This window comes from Pseudonocardia sp. ICBG1293 (genome assembly GCF_020131355.1).
Lineage (GTDB): Bacteria > Actinomycetota > Actinomycetes > Mycobacteriales > Pseudonocardiaceae > Pseudonocardia.
Map to the genome: position 1 here is coordinate 849,120 of NZ_JAHLEL010000038.1, position 13,664 is coordinate 862,783.

A 13,664-nucleotide genomic window follows, 5' to 3' on the forward strand; every position below is an offset into this window, starting at 1 on the left:
GCCGACCTCATCACGGGCGTCGGGGGCGGTTCCCACCGGTCCCCTCGCGTGCGCTACCGCTCGTCGACGGGAGGCAACGCAGTGTCACCGCGGACGTCGGAGGTGGTGGAGCCCGACGCAGAACCCGGGAGTCACGACGGAGGGGACCCATGACCGACATCGCGACCGACGAGGACACGGTGACGCTGACCATCACCGGCCGCAGCGGGTCGTGGCTCGTGTCCGGCGTGCTCGGCCGGGAACAGCTGCCGTTGCAGGGGTTGGACGACGGCGCGCTGTCCGGGATGCTGGGGGCGATGCTCCCCGCGGCCCTCCTGGCCGCACCCGGTCCGGCACTCCCGCCCGCCACCCCGGACGCCCCGTCCCCGGCCGAGCCGCCATCCGGTCGTGCACGTCCGGTTCGCGGGTCGGCGCACGGTTCGTGCCGGTCGGCGTACGCTCCCTCCCCCGACGGGTATCGAGCGTCCACCGATGGGTATCCCCGGTTCCCCGGTCCGTGCGGGCCGGGGGTGACGCCGACGGCGTCGTGCCGAGAGGAGCCCACGATGAACGGTCCGGCGGACGAGGACGAGACGCTGTCGCTCACCATCACCGGGCGGTCCGGTTCCTGGGTGGTCTCGGGAGTGCTCGGGGACGAGCCGGTCGAACCGCGGGCGATGGACGACGAGACCCTCGGCGAGGTGCTCTCGATGGTGGTGCCCGAGGAGGACCGTGCGCACGCCGAGCCCCCGTCCGGTCGCCGGGTCGGCTGAGCGCCACGGCGGCGGCCGGCGTCGGCGGACGTCGGCCGGGCCCCCGGGCACCGCGCCGGGGCCACGACCGCGTGGCCCCGGCCGACCGCACCTCGTCCGACTGGGCCCCGGCCGGTCCGATCCGGTGTCCCCGGGAGGGTGACGTGACCACCGCGACCGTCGTCGGCTCCGGCCCGAACGGGCTGGTGGCCGCGGCCGTGCTGGCCCGCGCCGGGGTGCGGGTCACCGTGCTGGAGGCCGCCGAGGAGATCGGCGGCGGAACCCGCACGGTCGAGGCGATCGTGCCGGGCCTGCTGGTCGACCACTGCTCCGCGGTGCACCCGATGGCCGTCGGCTCGCCGGTGCTCGCCGAGCTGGGCCTGGAGCGGCACGGGCTGCGGTGGCGGCTGCCGGAGGTCGACTGCGTGCACCCGCTCGACGGCGGCGACGCCGGCGTGCTGGTCCGCTCGGTCGAACGGACGGCGGCCGGGCTGGGTGCGGACGGACCGCTCTGGCGGGCCCTGTTCACCGGGCCGGTGCGCGACTACGACACCTTCTCCCCGGACTTCCTCGGCCCGCTCGTGCGGATCCCGCGCCACCCGCTGCTGCTGGCCCGGTTCGGTGCGCCCACCGTGCTCCCGGCCGAGGTGCTGGCCCGGGCGTTCCGCACCGAGCGGGGCCGGGCGCTGTTCCTGGGCTCGGCGTCGCACGCGTTCCGCCCGCTGAACCGGCCGCTGTCCTCGGCGATCGGGCTCGGCCTGTTCACCGCCGGGCACCGGCACGGCTGGGGCGTCGCCGAGGGCGGGTCGCGGGCGATCGCCGACGCGCTGGCCGCGGTGCTCGCCGAGCACGGCGCGAAGGTCGAGACCGGGGTGCACGTGCGGTCGGCGGACGAGCTGGGCTCCCCGGACGTCGTGGTGTGGGACGTCGGCCCGGACCGGCTGCCCGCCCTGCTGGGGGACCGGCTGCCGGCGCGGATCGCGCGGGCCTACCGGCGCTTCCGGTACGGCCCGGCCGCGTTCAAGGTCGATTACGCGGTGGCGGGCGGTGTGCCCTGGACGCATCCCGACGCGCGACGGGCCGGGACGCTGCACGTCGTCGGGTCCGCGGCGGAGAACGCACTCGTCGAGCGCGAGGTGCACGCGGGCCGGATGCCGGAGCGGCCGTTCGTCCTGGTCGGGCAGCAGTACCTGGCCGACCCGTCCCGCTCGGCGGGCGACGTCCACCCCGTGTGGGCCTACGCGCACGTCCCCCGCGAGTACACCGGCGACGCCACCGAGGCGGTCACCGCGCAGATCGAACGGTTCGCGCCCGGGTTCCGGGAGCGGGTCGTGGGCACGATGGTCACCGACCCGGCCGCGTTCGCTGGCAACCCGAACTTCGTCGGTGGCAACATCCTGACCGGGTCCAAGGATCTGCGGCAGTTGCTGCTCGGGCCACGGACGACGCTTCAGCCCTACGACACGGGGGCGCCGGGCCACTTCCTCTGCTCGGCCGCGACGCCGCCCGGCCCGGGTGCGCACGGGATGTGCGGCGCGCACGCCGCGCGTCGCGCGCTCGCCCACCTGGGTCGCTGAGGGCGGCTCAGACGGGTTCGGGCTTCCCGCTGACGGCCACCACCCCTCCGATGTCCTGCTGCAGCCACGCCAGCAGCGTCGCGTCCTCCAGGGTCAGCGGGACCTCCGGTCCACCCCACCCCAGACGGGTGGTCGGCCGGTGCGCCAGCGCGTCCTCCAGCATCGCGGCGAGGCCGTCGGTGGCCCGCACGGTGCGGCCGCCGTGCTCCACCGTCCGGCTGCCCGGAACGTCCTCGTCCGCGTGCGGCCCCGTGCTGAGCACGTAGCCGGTCCCCAGACGGTCGTCGAACCCCGTCACCTGCACGACGGCTCCCTCCTGCCGAGTGCGCGAGGTGTCGACGGTAGCGAAACCGGGCCCCCGATCAGGGGTTCCGCTGTGTGGCCTCGTGCGCGCACCAGGTGAGGAGGGCCGCGCGTGAGTACGGTCACGACCTGCCCCGGTTTGCCGGGTCGCTACTCGCTGGTAACAATGAACGTCACAGTGGCACGCCGTGCCATTACGAGTACGAGCAATGGCAGAGTCATCGGCTACGACGGGCGCGACGCCGCGGCCCACCCCCGCTCCTGCGAGAGCGCGCGGCGCAGCACCGTCACGGTGACGCGAGACGACCCGACCCCGACGACCGGGGCCGGAGCGCGACGAAGGACGACGCGGTGTGCGCGTGGGCGCAGGCCGCCGCGGCAGGAGGTCGAAGAGGTCCTATGAAGATCGTGACCCTGGTGAAGCAGGTGGCCGACACCTACTCGGAGCGGACGCTGTCCGACTCCGACAACACCCTCGACCGCGAGGGTGCCGAGGCGGTGATCGACGAGATCAACGAGCGCGCGGTGGAGCAGGCTCTGCTGCTGAAGGAAGCGAACGACGGCTCCGAGGTCGTCGTCGTGTGCATGGGCCCGGACCGGGCCACCGACGCGATCCGCAAGGCCCTGTCGATGGGCGCGGACTCCGCGGTGCACCTGTCCGACGAGGCCATCCACGGCTCGTGCGCGGTGCAGACCGCCAGGGCGCTCACCAAGCTGATCGGCACCGTCGACGGCTGGGACCTGGTCATCGCCGGCAACTCGGCGTCGGACGGCCAGATCGGTGCGGTCCCGGCGATGATCGCCGAGCTGCTCGGTGTCCCGTCGCTGACCCACGCCAACGAGCTCTCGGTCGAGGGCAGCACGGTGAAGGCCAAGCGGGAGACCGACGAGGGCGTCACCCGCCTGACCGCGGAGCTGCCGGCGGTGGTGTCGATCGGGGAGAAGTCCAACGAGCCGCGCTACCCCTCGTTCAAGGGGATCATGGCGGCGAAGAAGAAGCCGGTGGAGACCCTGGACCTGGCCGGTGCCGGGATCGACGCCTCCGAGGTCGGTCTGGCGAACGCCCTGACCACGGTGGTCTCGGCGTCGCCGAAGCCGCCGAAGCAGGCCGGCGAGAAGGTCACCGACGAGGGCGACGGCGGCGCGCGGATCGCCGAGTTCCTGGTCGGCCAGAAGCTGATCTGACCCCGGTTCGTCCCGGCTTCCCTCTTCGTTTGGAGATAGAGACTCATGGCTGAGGTTCTGGTCCTCGTCGACCACGTCGACGGTGACATCAAGAAGACCACCTACGAGCTGCTGACCGCCGCCCGCGCGCTGGGCGAGCCGTCGGCGGTCGTCGTCGGTGCCGCGGGCACCGCGGACAAGCTGGCCGACGGCCTGACCGAGCACGGCGCCGAGAAGATCTACGTCGCCGAGACCGACTCCACCGACTTCCTCTCCCCGGAGACGACGGTGCTGGAGTCCCTCGTGGGCTCCGCGTCCCCGGCGGCGGTGCTGCTCGCGGCCACCGGCAACGGCAAGGAGATCGCCGGGCGGCTCGCCGTCCGGACCGGCTCCGGGCTGCTGTCCGACGTCGTCGGCGTCTCGGCCGACGGCGTGTCGCACTCGATCTTCGGTGGTGCCTACACGGCCGAGGCGAAGGCCAACACCGAGCACCCGGTGATCACCGTGCGCCCGGGCTCGATCGAGATCGAGACCGCGGCGGGTGCGGGTGCCCGCGAGACCGTCGAGGTCCCGGCCCCGTCCGGCCGCGCCGCCACCGTGACCGGCCGCGAGCCGATCGAGGGCGGGTCCCGCCCGGAGCTGACCGAGGCGACCGTGATCGTCTCCGGTGGGCGCGGGGTGGGCTCGGCCGACGACTTCACCGTCGTCGAGGGCCTGGCGGACTCGCTCGGTGCCGCCGTCGGTGCCTCGCGCGCCGCGGTGGACTCCGGCTACTACCCGCCGCAGTTCCAGGTCGGCCAGACCGGTAAGTCGGTCTCGCCGCAGCTCTACATCGCCCTCGGCATCTCCGGCGCCATCCAGCACCGCGCCGGCATGCAGACGTCGAAGACGATCGTCGCGGTGAACAAGGACGAGGAGGCGCCGATCTTCGAGATCGCCGACTTCGGCATCGTCGGCGACCTGTTCAAGGTCGCGCCGCAGCTGCAGGAGGAAGTGGCCAAGCGCAAGAGCTGACCGCTCCGACGACGACGCCCGGGTGCCCTCGTGCACCCGGGCGTCGTCGTGTGCAGGGCCACTGTTCACCGGCTCCTGCCTGCGGCGACACCTGTCCGGGTCCGTTCACCCGGATGCCATCGCCGTGTCGTCGCGGAACCGTCCGGGCGTCGTACCCGGCCGGTACCAACCCCGGTGTGAACCAGGTGATCGTCTCGACCCCGGAGACCGCGGCCCGGCGGTACTCCCTGCTCCTCACGACCGACGACGGCGACGTCGACGCGGCGCAGGCGCTGCGGCACCGGGTGTTCGCCGGTGAGCTCGGTGCCCGGCTCGACAGCACCGTGCCCGGCCGCGACGCCGACCGCTTCGACGCGTTCTGCGACCACCTCGTGGTCCGCGAGGACGCGACCGGCGAGATCGTCGGTACCTATCGGATGCTCCCGCCGCAGCGGGCGCGCGCCGCGGGCGGCCTCTACGCCGACGGCGAGTTCGACCTCGGCAACCTCGACCCGCTGCGCCCCGGCATGGTGGAGACCGGCCGCTCCTGCGTGCACCCCGACCACCGCGGCGGTGCCGTCGTCGGGCTGGTGTGGGCCGGGCTCGCCCGCTACATGCTGCTCACCGGGCACCGCTGGCTGATCGGCTGCGCCAGCGTGTCCCTCGCCGACGGGGGTGCGCAGGCCGCCGGGGTCTGGGAGCGGGTCCGTGCGAAGCACCTGGCGCCCGAGCGGTACCGCACCGTCCCGCTCCGCCCCTGGGACCCGCCCGCCGCGCCCGCGGGCCGGGGCGGCATCCCCCCGCTGCTGCGCGGCTACCTGCGTCTGAACACCTGGGTGTGCGGGCCGCCCGCGCACGACCCGGACTTCGGTGTCGCGGACTTCCCGGTGCTGCTGGGGATGGACCACATCGACCGGCGCTACCTGCGCTTCTTCCTCGGCGACGACGCCGCCGGGGTGACCGGCGCATGACCCTCGCCGCCGGACCGGAGGGCGACGCCGGCGCGTCCCTCCGCCCGCGCCGCCGGTTCCGGCCGCGCGGCCGTGTCTCCGCGGTGCCCGCCGCCTCCGCGGTGCCCGCCGCCTCCGCGGTGCCCGCCGTCGTCCCCGTCCCCGCCGGGCCTGCGGTGCTGTCGTCCGTCCCGTTGGCCCCGGTGGCGCCGGCGACGGGGGACCCCCGTGGTGTCGTGCACCACCCGGCCCGCGCCGCCCTGCGGGCCCCGGTGCACCCGCTCGTCGACCACCCCACGCACCCGCCGGCGCCGCCCGCGTCGCGGCGTCCCGGCGGGCCGTGGGCGGCCTGGTCGCCGTGCACCCCGCAGGAGTGCCTGCCCCCGCGCTCCACGACCGGCACGCTGCGCCTCGCCCGGCGCGCCGCGGCCCTGCTGTCGGTGCTGGCGGTGGCCGCCGCGGTCGTACCGGTCGCCGCGCTGCTGGGCACCCGCGTGCGGGGACCGGTGCTGCGGACGCTGCACCGCGCGGTGCTGCGTGCCGCCGGGGTCCGGCTCGTCGTGCGCGGCGGCCCGCTCGCACCGGCCGACGGCCGGGGTGCGCTGGTCGTCGCCGACCACACGTCGTGGGTCGACGTCCCGGTGCTCGGCGCGCTCGGCCCGGTCACGATGCTCGCCAAGCGCGAGGTCCGGGACTGGCCGCTGATCGGCGCGCTCGCCGCCCGCACCGGCACCCTGTTCGTGGACCGCGAGGGCCTGTCGCGCCTGCCCGGCACCGTCGCGGCCTGCGCCGACGCGCTGCGGGCCGGTGCGCTGGTCGGTGTGTTCCCCGAGGCGACGACGTGGTGCGGCGCGCTCTGCGGGGACTACCGGCGGGCACCGTTCCAGGCCGCGCTCGACGCCGGCGCCCCCGTCCGGCCGGTCACCGTCGCGATCACCACCCCGGACGGGCGCCCGACCACGGCCGCGGCGTTCGTCGGCGAGCAGACCCTCGGGGACACCGTCGGCCGGGTGCTGCGGCTGCCCGGCCTGGTCTGCGAGGTCGTCGTCGGCGAGCTCGTCGAGCCGGGCCCGCACACCGACCGGCGCGCGCTGGCCGCCCGTGCCCGGGACCGGGTCCGTCACCCGCGCCCGGCCACGGCCGCCACGACCGTGTGAGACGGACGGTCGTCCACGACGGGTTCGGCACGCACCGCTGTCACGACGGGGTCTACCCTGGAGGCCGATGACGTACCTGGACCACGCGGCGACCACCCCGATGCTGCCCGCCGCCGTCGCCGCCATGAGCGAGGCGCTCGGCCGCACCGGCAACGCGTCGTCGCTGCACTCGTCGGGCCGCCGCGCCCGGCGCGCGGTCGAGGAGGGGCGCGAGCGGATCGCCGAGGCGGTCGGCGCGCGCCCGTCCGAGGTCGTGTTCACCACCGGCGGCACCGAGAGCGACAACCTCGCGGTGAAGGGCCTGTTCTGGGCGCGGCGGGCCGCGGACCCGCGCCGCACCCGGGTGCTGGTCTCGGCCGTCGAGCACCACGCGGTCGTCGACGCCGCCGAGTGGCTGGCCACCCACGAGGGCGCGCGGCTGCGGCTGCTCGAGGTCGACGCGACGGGCCGGGTCCGTCCGGAGACACTGCGTGCCGCGCTCGCCGAGGACCCGGACGGGAACGCCCTGGTCTCGGTCATGTGGGCGAACAACGAGGTGGGCACCGTCAACCCGGTGCGCGAGCTCGCCGCCGTCGCCCACGAGTTCGGGGTGCCGTTCCACACCGACGCCGTGCAGGCCGTCGGGATCCTCGACGTCGACTTCGCCGCGAGCGGCGCCGACGCCCTCACCCTGACCGGGCACAAGCTCGGCGGTCCCTACGGCGCGGGCGCACTGCTGCTCGGCCGTGAGGTCGCCTGCACCCCGCTGCTGCACGGCGGCGGCCAGGAGCGCGACGTGCGCTCCGGCACCCTGGACGTGCCGTCGCTGGCCGGGCTGGCGACGGCCGTCGTCGAGTCGGTGGCCGCCGCGCCGCGCCGCCGGGTCCACCTGGCAGGCCTGCGTGACGAGCTGGTCCGGGCCGTGCGCGCCGAGGTGCCCGATGCGGCCCTGAACGGCGACACCGCCGACTCCCGGGTCGACGGCGGCCCCGGCAGGCTGCCCGGGAACGCGCACCTGTCCTTCCCCGGGTGCGAGGGCGACAGCCTGCTCATGCTGCTCGACGCCCACGGCATCGACTGCTCCACCGGCTCGGCCTGCACCGCGGGCGTCGCCCAGCCCAGCCACGTGCTGCTGGCGATGGGTGCCGACGAGTGCACCGCTCGCGGGTCGCTGCGCTTCTCCCTGGGGCACACCAGCACCGCGGCGGACGTGGCCGCGGTCGCCGGAGCCATCGGATCGGTCGTGGAACGCGCCCGCAACGCCAGCCGCCGCACTCCCGCCTCGGTCACGGGCTGAGCCGTGCGCGTCCTCGCTGCGATGAGCGGTGGCGTCGACTCCGCGGTCGCCGCCGCGCGGGCGGTCGCCGCCGGACACGACGTCGTCGGGGTGCACCTGGCGCTGTCGCGCACCCGGGACGCGATGCGGTCCGGGTCGCGTGGCTGCTGCTCCAAGGAGGACGCGGGCGACGCCGCCCGCGCCGCCGACGTCCTCGGGATCCCCTACTACGTCTGGGACCTGTCCGAGGAGTTCACCCGCGACGTGGTGGACGACTTCGTCGCCGCCTACGCCGCCGGGGAGACCCCGAACCCCTGCCTGCGCTGCAACGAGAAGATCAAGTTCGCGGCGGTGCTGGACCGGGCACTGGCCCTCGGCTTCGACGCCGTCTGCACCGGCCACTACGCGCGTCTCGACCCGGCCGGTCCGGTGCTGCGCCGCTCGGCCGACGACGGCAAGGACCAGTCCTACGTGCTGGCCGTGCTGCGCGCCGACCAGCTGCGGCACGCGATGTTCCCGGTCGGGGACACCCCCAAGCCGGAGATCCGGGCCGAGGCCGCCCGGCTCGGTCTGCGCGTCGCCGGCAAGCCCGACAGCCACGACATCTGCTTCATCCCCACCGGTGACACCCGCGGCTTCCTGACCGACCGGCTGGGCAGCACTCCCGGCACCCTGGTCGACGACGCCTCCGGGGAGACCCTCGGTACCCACGACGGCGTGCACGGCTTCACCGTCGGGCAGCGCAAGGGGCTCGGCATCGACCGCCCGGCCGCCGACGGCCGCCCCCGCTACGTGCTCGGCATCGAACCGGTCAGCGGCACGGTCCGGGTCGGTCCGGAGGCCGCGCTCGACGTCACCGCGATCACCGCGCGCAGCCCGGTGTGGACCGCGGGCACGGCGCCCGAGGCGCCCTTCGGCTGCGTCGCGCAGGTCCGCGCACACGGCGGGACCGCACCCGCCACCGTCGCCCCCACCGGCGACGGCGTGCAGGTCGCGCTCGACGAGCCGCTGCGCGGAGTCGCCCCGGGGCAGGCCGTCGCCTTCTACCGCCCCGACGACGACGGCGACGTCGTCCTGGGGTCGGCGACGATCACCGGGACCGCCTGACCGAGGTCGCCCGCCGCATCCGCCCGGCGGCATCCGGTCGACCCGGGCCGCGCCATCCCCACCGCCGCCCGATCCGCGTCCGTTCGCGCCGCACCGCACCGCGCCGCGCCGCGCCGAATCGCGCCGCACCGCACCGCGCCGAATCGCGCCGTGCCGCACCGCGCCGAACCGCGCCGCGCCGTGCCGCGCCGCACCGCGCCGTGTCCGCTCGCGCCGCGCCGCGCCGCGTCGCGCGCGCGCCGAGATGCACCCCAGCGGGCAGCGCGGGCCCGTTCCAGCCCGTTGATCTGCATCTCGGCGCACCCCAGCCCCCTCACCCACGTTGACGAGAGCGCTGCTCTTGCTTTCGTGTAATGAAAGGTGAACACTGCTCGCATGAAGAATCAGCGCTCTCACATCCACTACCTGGCCCCCGGCCGCATCACCCGCCGGGTCATGAACCCCCTGGTCGCCGGCCTGACCCGGCTCGGCCTCCCGCTCGCCGGATCCGCGGTGCTCGGTGTCCGCGGCCGCCGCTCGGGCGAGGTCCGCACCACGCCGGTCAACCCGCTGCGCCACGACGGCGCCCGCTACCTCGTCGCCGCCCGCGGCGAGACGCAGTGGGTGCGCAACCTGCGCGTCGCGGGGGAGGTGGAGCTGACCGTCGGCCGTCGCACCGAGCGGGTGGCCGCGACCGAGCTGACCGAGCCGGCCGTCGTCGTCCCGGTCCTGCGCGAGTACCTGCGTCGCTGGGCCTGGGAGGTCGGGGCGTTCTTCGACGGCGTCGACGCCTCCTCGTCCGACGCCGAGCTCGCCGCCGTCGCGCACCGTCACCCGATCTTCGTCCTGGCCGCATGATCCTTCTCCGCGGAGTCGGGAACGCCCCTCGGGGCGCTGCGGGCTCCGGTGAGAGGGATCGCCGGACGGACGGACGCGGTGATCGGTGAGAGGCTATCGCCATGAGTGATCGTGACTACCGAGCACCCGGCCTGCTGGTGCGACGCGTCCTCAACCCGCTGGTCGGGGCCCTGGCGCAGCGCGGGATCACGCCCGGTGACACGGCCGTGCTCGCCGTCCGCGGACGGCGCAGCGGCACGGTGCGCACGGTCCCGTTGACCCCGGTCCTGGTCGGCGGGACCCGTCACCTCATCTCGCCGCGCGGTGAGACCGACTGGGTCCGCAATCTGCGCGCCGCCGGCGGGAGCGCCGAGCTGCGTGGCCGTGGGGGAGCGGAGCCGGTGTCCGCCACCGAGCTCGACGTCGCGGCAGCCGTCCCCGTGCTGCGTGCCTACCTGCGCGGGCTCGGCCGGGCCGCCGGGATGCTGTTCGACGACGTCGGTCCCGCCTCCACCGACGCCGAGCTCGCCGCCGCTGCTCCGCGGCACCCTGTCTTCGCCCTGCGCTGACCGACTGCGCGCCGATCCCGCGCGCCGACCGTGCCCACCCCACGGCGCTCCTCCGCGGTGCCCGTCCGAGCGTCGGTGCCCCGGGGTGATCGCGAGCGTGGAGCGTGGCGTGCAACGCACTGCGTCCCGCACTCCAGTCCCGCACTCCACTCCCGCCGATGATGTCCGTCGACCCTGCACGGCCCCGCGGGGCCCGGGGTCGCCCGCACCGGGACGCGGTGACGGGGGAGACTGGGGACGTGACCGTTCCGGACCCTGCCGACCCGCTGGCCGCCGCGCTCGCCGCCGCCGGACTCGGCGACGTGCGTCCCGGTGAGACCCTGCCGCCCCCGCCGCGGATCGAGGTCGTCGACGACGCCCCCGCCGAACCCGATGCGCCCCGCGCCCTGTGGCCCGCGGGCGTCGGCACCGGTGTGGGCTCGCTGCCCGGCACCGACGTCCGCGAGGCGTGCGCGCTGGTCACCGGCGAGAACCCGGAGTTCCCGGCGCTGCCCGAGCTGCCCGCCCGCGGCGTCGGCGCGGACATGGTCGGCCGCACGGCCGGGCTGTTGGTGGACCTCGCCGTCGAGGTCGTGCCGACCGGCTGGCGGGTCACTGCCCGCGCCGGGCGCGACCTGCGCCGCGCCCGCGACCTGATGTCCGGTGACCTGGACGCCTTCGACGACGCCTGCGACCGCGTCCGCCCGTCCTGGGTGAAGGTCCAGGCCACCGGGCCGTGGACGCTCGCCGCCTCGGTCGAGCTCGCCGCCGGGCACCGCGTGCTCACCGACCGCGGCGCCGTCCGCGAGTTCGCCGCCAGCCTGGGCGAGGGGCTGCGCGCCCACGTCGCCGAGGTGGCGCAGCGGACGGGGGCGACGGTCGTCGTGCAGCTGGACGAGCCCGGCCTGCCCGCCGTGCTCGCCGGGTCGCTGCCGACCGCGTCCGGCTACGGCACCGTCCGCTCGGTCGCCGCGCCGGACGCCCAGGACCTGCTCCGCGACCTGATCGCGCGCGTCGATGCCCCGGTCGTCCTGCACTGCTGCGCGGACCGCCCGCCGATCCGGCTGCTCGCCGGGACCGGTGCCGCCGCGGTCGGGATCGACGCGACCCGGCCGGCGTTCGCCGGAGCCACCGCCGAACCGCGCGCCCTCGACGCGATCGGCGAGACCTGGGACAGCGGTGTCCCGCTGTTCCTGGGGCTGCTCCCCGGCACCGCGCCGCCCCGCGAACCGGTGATCGGCGACCTCGCCCGCCTCGGCTACGACCTCGCCGACCGGCTGGGCTTCGACCGTCACCGGCTGGCCCGCCTCGCCGTCCCGACGCCCGCCTGCGGGCTCGCCGGTGCGACCCCGGCCTGGGCGCACCGCGCGCTCGCCCTGTCCCGCGAGCTGGGGAAGGCCTTCACCGACCCCGACGAGGTCCCGCCCGCCGGCGAGCGCTGACCCCCGCGCGCTCCGACCTCGCGCGCTCCGACCCCCGCGCGCCGATCCTCCACGCGCGCTGATCCGCTCCCCGCGCGTGTCCGGACGCGCGCGGCGCACGGATCACCGCGCGGCGCACGGATCACCGCGCGGCGTTGGGATCACCGCGCGTCGGGGATCCGTGCGCCGGAGGGACCGGGCCCGAGGGGCACTGCATCGCCGGGCCCGAACCGGTCAGGCCCTCGTGGGCTTCCCGTTCACCCTTTCCGGCCGCACCGCGAGCGCTAGCAGCCCACCCGCGACCAGCACCGCGCCGAACAGGTACAGGCTGCTCGCGGTCGACCCGGTGGCGTCGGAGACGAGCCCGACCAGCGACGTACTGACCGCCCCGGCGACGTTGCCGATCGAGTTGACCAGGGCGATCCCCGCCGCCGCCCCGACCCCGGACAGCAGCGCCGCGGGCAGGCTCCAGAACGCGGCCTGTGCACTGGAGACCGCTGCCGCGGCGACCGTCAGCGCGACGAGGGCGAGCACCGTGCTCGACTGGGTCAGCCCGACCGCGACGAGGCCGAGCCCGCCGACGACGGTCGGGACCGCGGTGTGCCACCGGCGCTCTCCGGTGCGGTCGCCGTGCGTGGCGACGGCGACCATCGCCACCACCGCGACCAGGTAGGGCACGGCGGACAGCAGCCCGACGGCCAGGGTGGACTCCACGCCGCTGCGGGAGATGATCGTCGGGAGCCAGAAGCTGATCGTGTAGATCCCCAGCGCGACGGCGAAGTAGATCCCGCCGAGCAGCCACACTGCGGGGCTGCGCAGGGTCCCGCGCACGGAGGCGTGCGCGCCGGACTTCGCGTCGTCGTCGGCGGCGACGGCGGCCGCCACCAGGTCGCGCTCGGCCGGGGTCAGCCCGGTCGCGTCGGCCACCCGGTCGTCCAGGCGGCGGAGCACGACCAGGCCGAGCAGCACCGCCGGAACCGCCTCCACGACGAACATCCACTGCCAACCACGCAGGTCGCCGACGCCGTCGAAGACCTGCATCAGCCAGCCGGACAGCGGTCCGCCGACGATCGTCGCGACCGGGATGGCGGCCAGGAACAGCGCGGTGATCCGCCCGCGCCGGTGGGCCGGGAACCAGTAGGTCAGGTAGAGCAGGATGCCGGGGATGAACCCGGCCTCGGCCACCCCGAGCAGGAACCGCAGCAGGTAGAAGGTCGCGGGCGAGTTCGCCAGCGCCATCAGCCCGGACACCAGCCCCCAGCTGACCATGATCCGGGCGATCCACCGCCGGGCGCCGACCTTGTGCAGGACGACGTTGCTGGGCACCTCGAACAGGATGTAGCCGAGGAAGAACACCCCGGCCCCGATGCCGTAGACGGCGTCGGAGAACCAGAGCTCGTCGTCCATCTGCAGCCGTGCGAAGCCGACGTTGACCCGGTCCAGGTACGAGACGGCGTAGCAGACGAACAACAGCGGGACGAGGCGCAGTGCGACTTTTCGGTACACCCTGTCGCTTTCGGGTCGCTCCGTGGCGCGGGCGTGATCGGGCTGTGCTGCCATGACAGGACTCCTCGACGCTGAGGGGTGCGGCGCCGACACCTTCCGGCATTCTGAATTCGGAAGTCAACCGGAAGGGCGGAAT

Annotated in this window: 13 protein-coding genes; 11 read left to right on the forward strand and 2 right to left on the reverse strand. The window is 75.4% G+C overall.

All coding sequences use genetic code 11. The features are described 5' to 3' along the window. Positions 1–149: 149 nt before the first annotated feature. Positions 150–752, forward strand: a complete 603-nt coding sequence (locus tag KPF47_RS17710; protein WP_224389840.1) for a hypothetical protein — start codon at positions 150–152, stop codon at positions 750–752. A 143-nt stretch (positions 753–895) separates the two neighbouring features. Next, complete coding sequence (locus KPF47_RS17715) at positions 896–2,308, forward strand: NAD(P)/FAD-dependent oxidoreductase (protein WP_224389841.1); 1,413 nt, start codon at positions 896–898, stop codon at positions 2,306–2,308. Positions 2,309–2,315: 7 nt separating this feature from the next. On the opposite strand, the gene KPF47_RS17720 is transcribed toward KPF47_RS17715, so the two are convergent. Further along, positions 2,316–2,612 carry a hypothetical protein gene (locus KPF47_RS17720; protein WP_224389842.1) on the reverse strand — a complete coding sequence of 99 codons (297 nt, stop codon included), beginning with the start codon at positions 2,610–2,612 and terminating at the stop codon, positions 2,316–2,318. A gap of 398 nt (positions 2,613–3,010) precedes the next feature. Here KPF47_RS17720 and KPF47_RS17725 point away from each other — a divergent pair, with 398 nt between their 5' ends. From KPF47_RS17725 to KPF47_RS17765, 9 genes are all read left to right on the forward strand, one after another. Beyond that, positions 3,011–3,796, forward strand: coding sequence for an electron transfer flavoprotein subunit beta/FixA family protein (locus KPF47_RS17725; RefSeq protein WP_224389843.1), 786 nt, complete (start codon positions 3,011–3,013; stop codon positions 3,794–3,796). Between the two features lie 45 nt (positions 3,797–3,841). Continuing rightward, positions 3,842–4,789 (forward strand): electron transfer flavoprotein subunit alpha/FixB family protein, encoded by a 948-nt coding sequence (locus KPF47_RS17730; RefSeq protein WP_224389844.1) that lies wholly within the window; start codon positions 3,842–3,844, stop codon positions 4,787–4,789. A gap of 176 nt (positions 4,790–4,965) precedes the next feature. After that, positions 4,966–5,739 (forward strand): GNAT family N-acyltransferase, encoded by a 774-nt coding sequence (locus KPF47_RS17735; RefSeq protein WP_224389845.1) that lies wholly within the window; start codon positions 4,966–4,968, stop codon positions 5,737–5,739. Then, positions 5,736–6,875, forward strand: coding sequence for a 1-acyl-sn-glycerol-3-phosphate acyltransferase (locus KPF47_RS17740; protein WP_224389846.1), 1,140 nt, complete (start codon positions 5,736–5,738; stop codon positions 6,873–6,875). Before KPF47_RS17735 ends, KPF47_RS17740 begins: the two co-directional genes overlap by 4 nt. Positions 6,876–6,942: 67 nt before the next feature. Then, positions 6,943–8,151: a cysteine desulfurase family protein gene (locus tag KPF47_RS17745; RefSeq protein ID WP_224389847.1), complete on the forward strand. Its 1,209-nt coding sequence runs from the start codon at positions 6,943–6,945 to the stop codon at positions 8,149–8,151. A gap of 3 nt (positions 8,152–8,154) precedes the next feature. After that, positions 8,155–9,237: a tRNA 2-thiouridine(34) synthase MnmA gene (gene mnmA, locus KPF47_RS17750; RefSeq protein ID WP_224389848.1), complete on the forward strand. Its 1,083-nt coding sequence runs from the start codon at positions 8,155–8,157 to the stop codon at positions 9,235–9,237. Between the two features lie 375 nt (positions 9,238–9,612). Further along, entirely contained in the window at positions 9,613–10,074 is a 462-nt protein-coding gene (locus KPF47_RS17755) for a nitroreductase family deazaflavin-dependent oxidoreductase (RefSeq protein WP_224389849.1), read from the forward strand. 101 nt (positions 10,075–10,175) lie between these two features. Further along, complete coding sequence (locus tag KPF47_RS17760) at positions 10,176–10,622, forward strand: nitroreductase/quinone reductase family protein (RefSeq protein WP_224389850.1); 447 nt, start codon at positions 10,176–10,178, stop codon at positions 10,620–10,622. Between the two features lie 386 nt (positions 10,623–11,008). Beyond that, on the forward strand, positions 11,009–12,043 hold the full coding sequence (locus tag KPF47_RS17765; RefSeq protein ID WP_224389956.1) for a methionine synthase: 1,035 nt from the start codon (positions 11,009–11,011) through the stop codon (positions 12,041–12,043). Positions 12,044–12,256: 213 nt separating this feature from the next. On the opposite strand, the gene KPF47_RS17770 is transcribed toward KPF47_RS17765, so the two are convergent. After that, positions 12,257–13,528: an MFS transporter gene (locus tag KPF47_RS17770; RefSeq protein WP_224389851.1), complete on the reverse strand. Its 1,272-nt coding sequence runs from the start codon at positions 13,526–13,528 to the stop codon at positions 12,257–12,259. Between the last annotated feature and the right edge of the window lie 136 nt (positions 13,529–13,664).

Excerpts from the sequence above, each read along its gene's own strand:
- KPF47_RS17710 (WP_224389840.1), top strand. The coding sequence starts at position 150 with ATGACCGACATCGCGACCGACGAGGACACGGTGACGCTGACCATCACC.
- KPF47_RS17725 (WP_224389843.1), top strand. The coding sequence starts at position 3,011 with ATGAAGATCGTGACCCTGGTGAAGCAGGTGGCCGACACCTACTCGGAG.
- KPF47_RS17730 (WP_224389844.1), top strand. The coding sequence starts at position 3,842 with ATGGCTGAGGTTCTGGTCCTCGTCGACCACGTCGACGGTGACATCAAG.
- KPF47_RS17740 (WP_224389846.1), top strand. The coding sequence starts at position 5,736 with ATGACCCTCGCCGCCGGACCGGAGGGCGACGCCGGCGCGTCCCTCCGC.
- KPF47_RS17745 (WP_224389847.1), top strand. The coding sequence starts at position 6,943 with ATGACGTACCTGGACCACGCGGCGACCACCCCGATGCTGCCCGCCGCC.
- KPF47_RS17755 (WP_224389849.1), top strand. The coding sequence starts at position 9,613 with ATGAAGAATCAGCGCTCTCACATCCACTACCTGGCCCCCGGCCGCATC.
- KPF47_RS17760 (WP_224389850.1), top strand. The coding sequence starts at position 10,176 with ATGAGTGATCGTGACTACCGAGCACCCGGCCTGCTGGTGCGACGCGTC.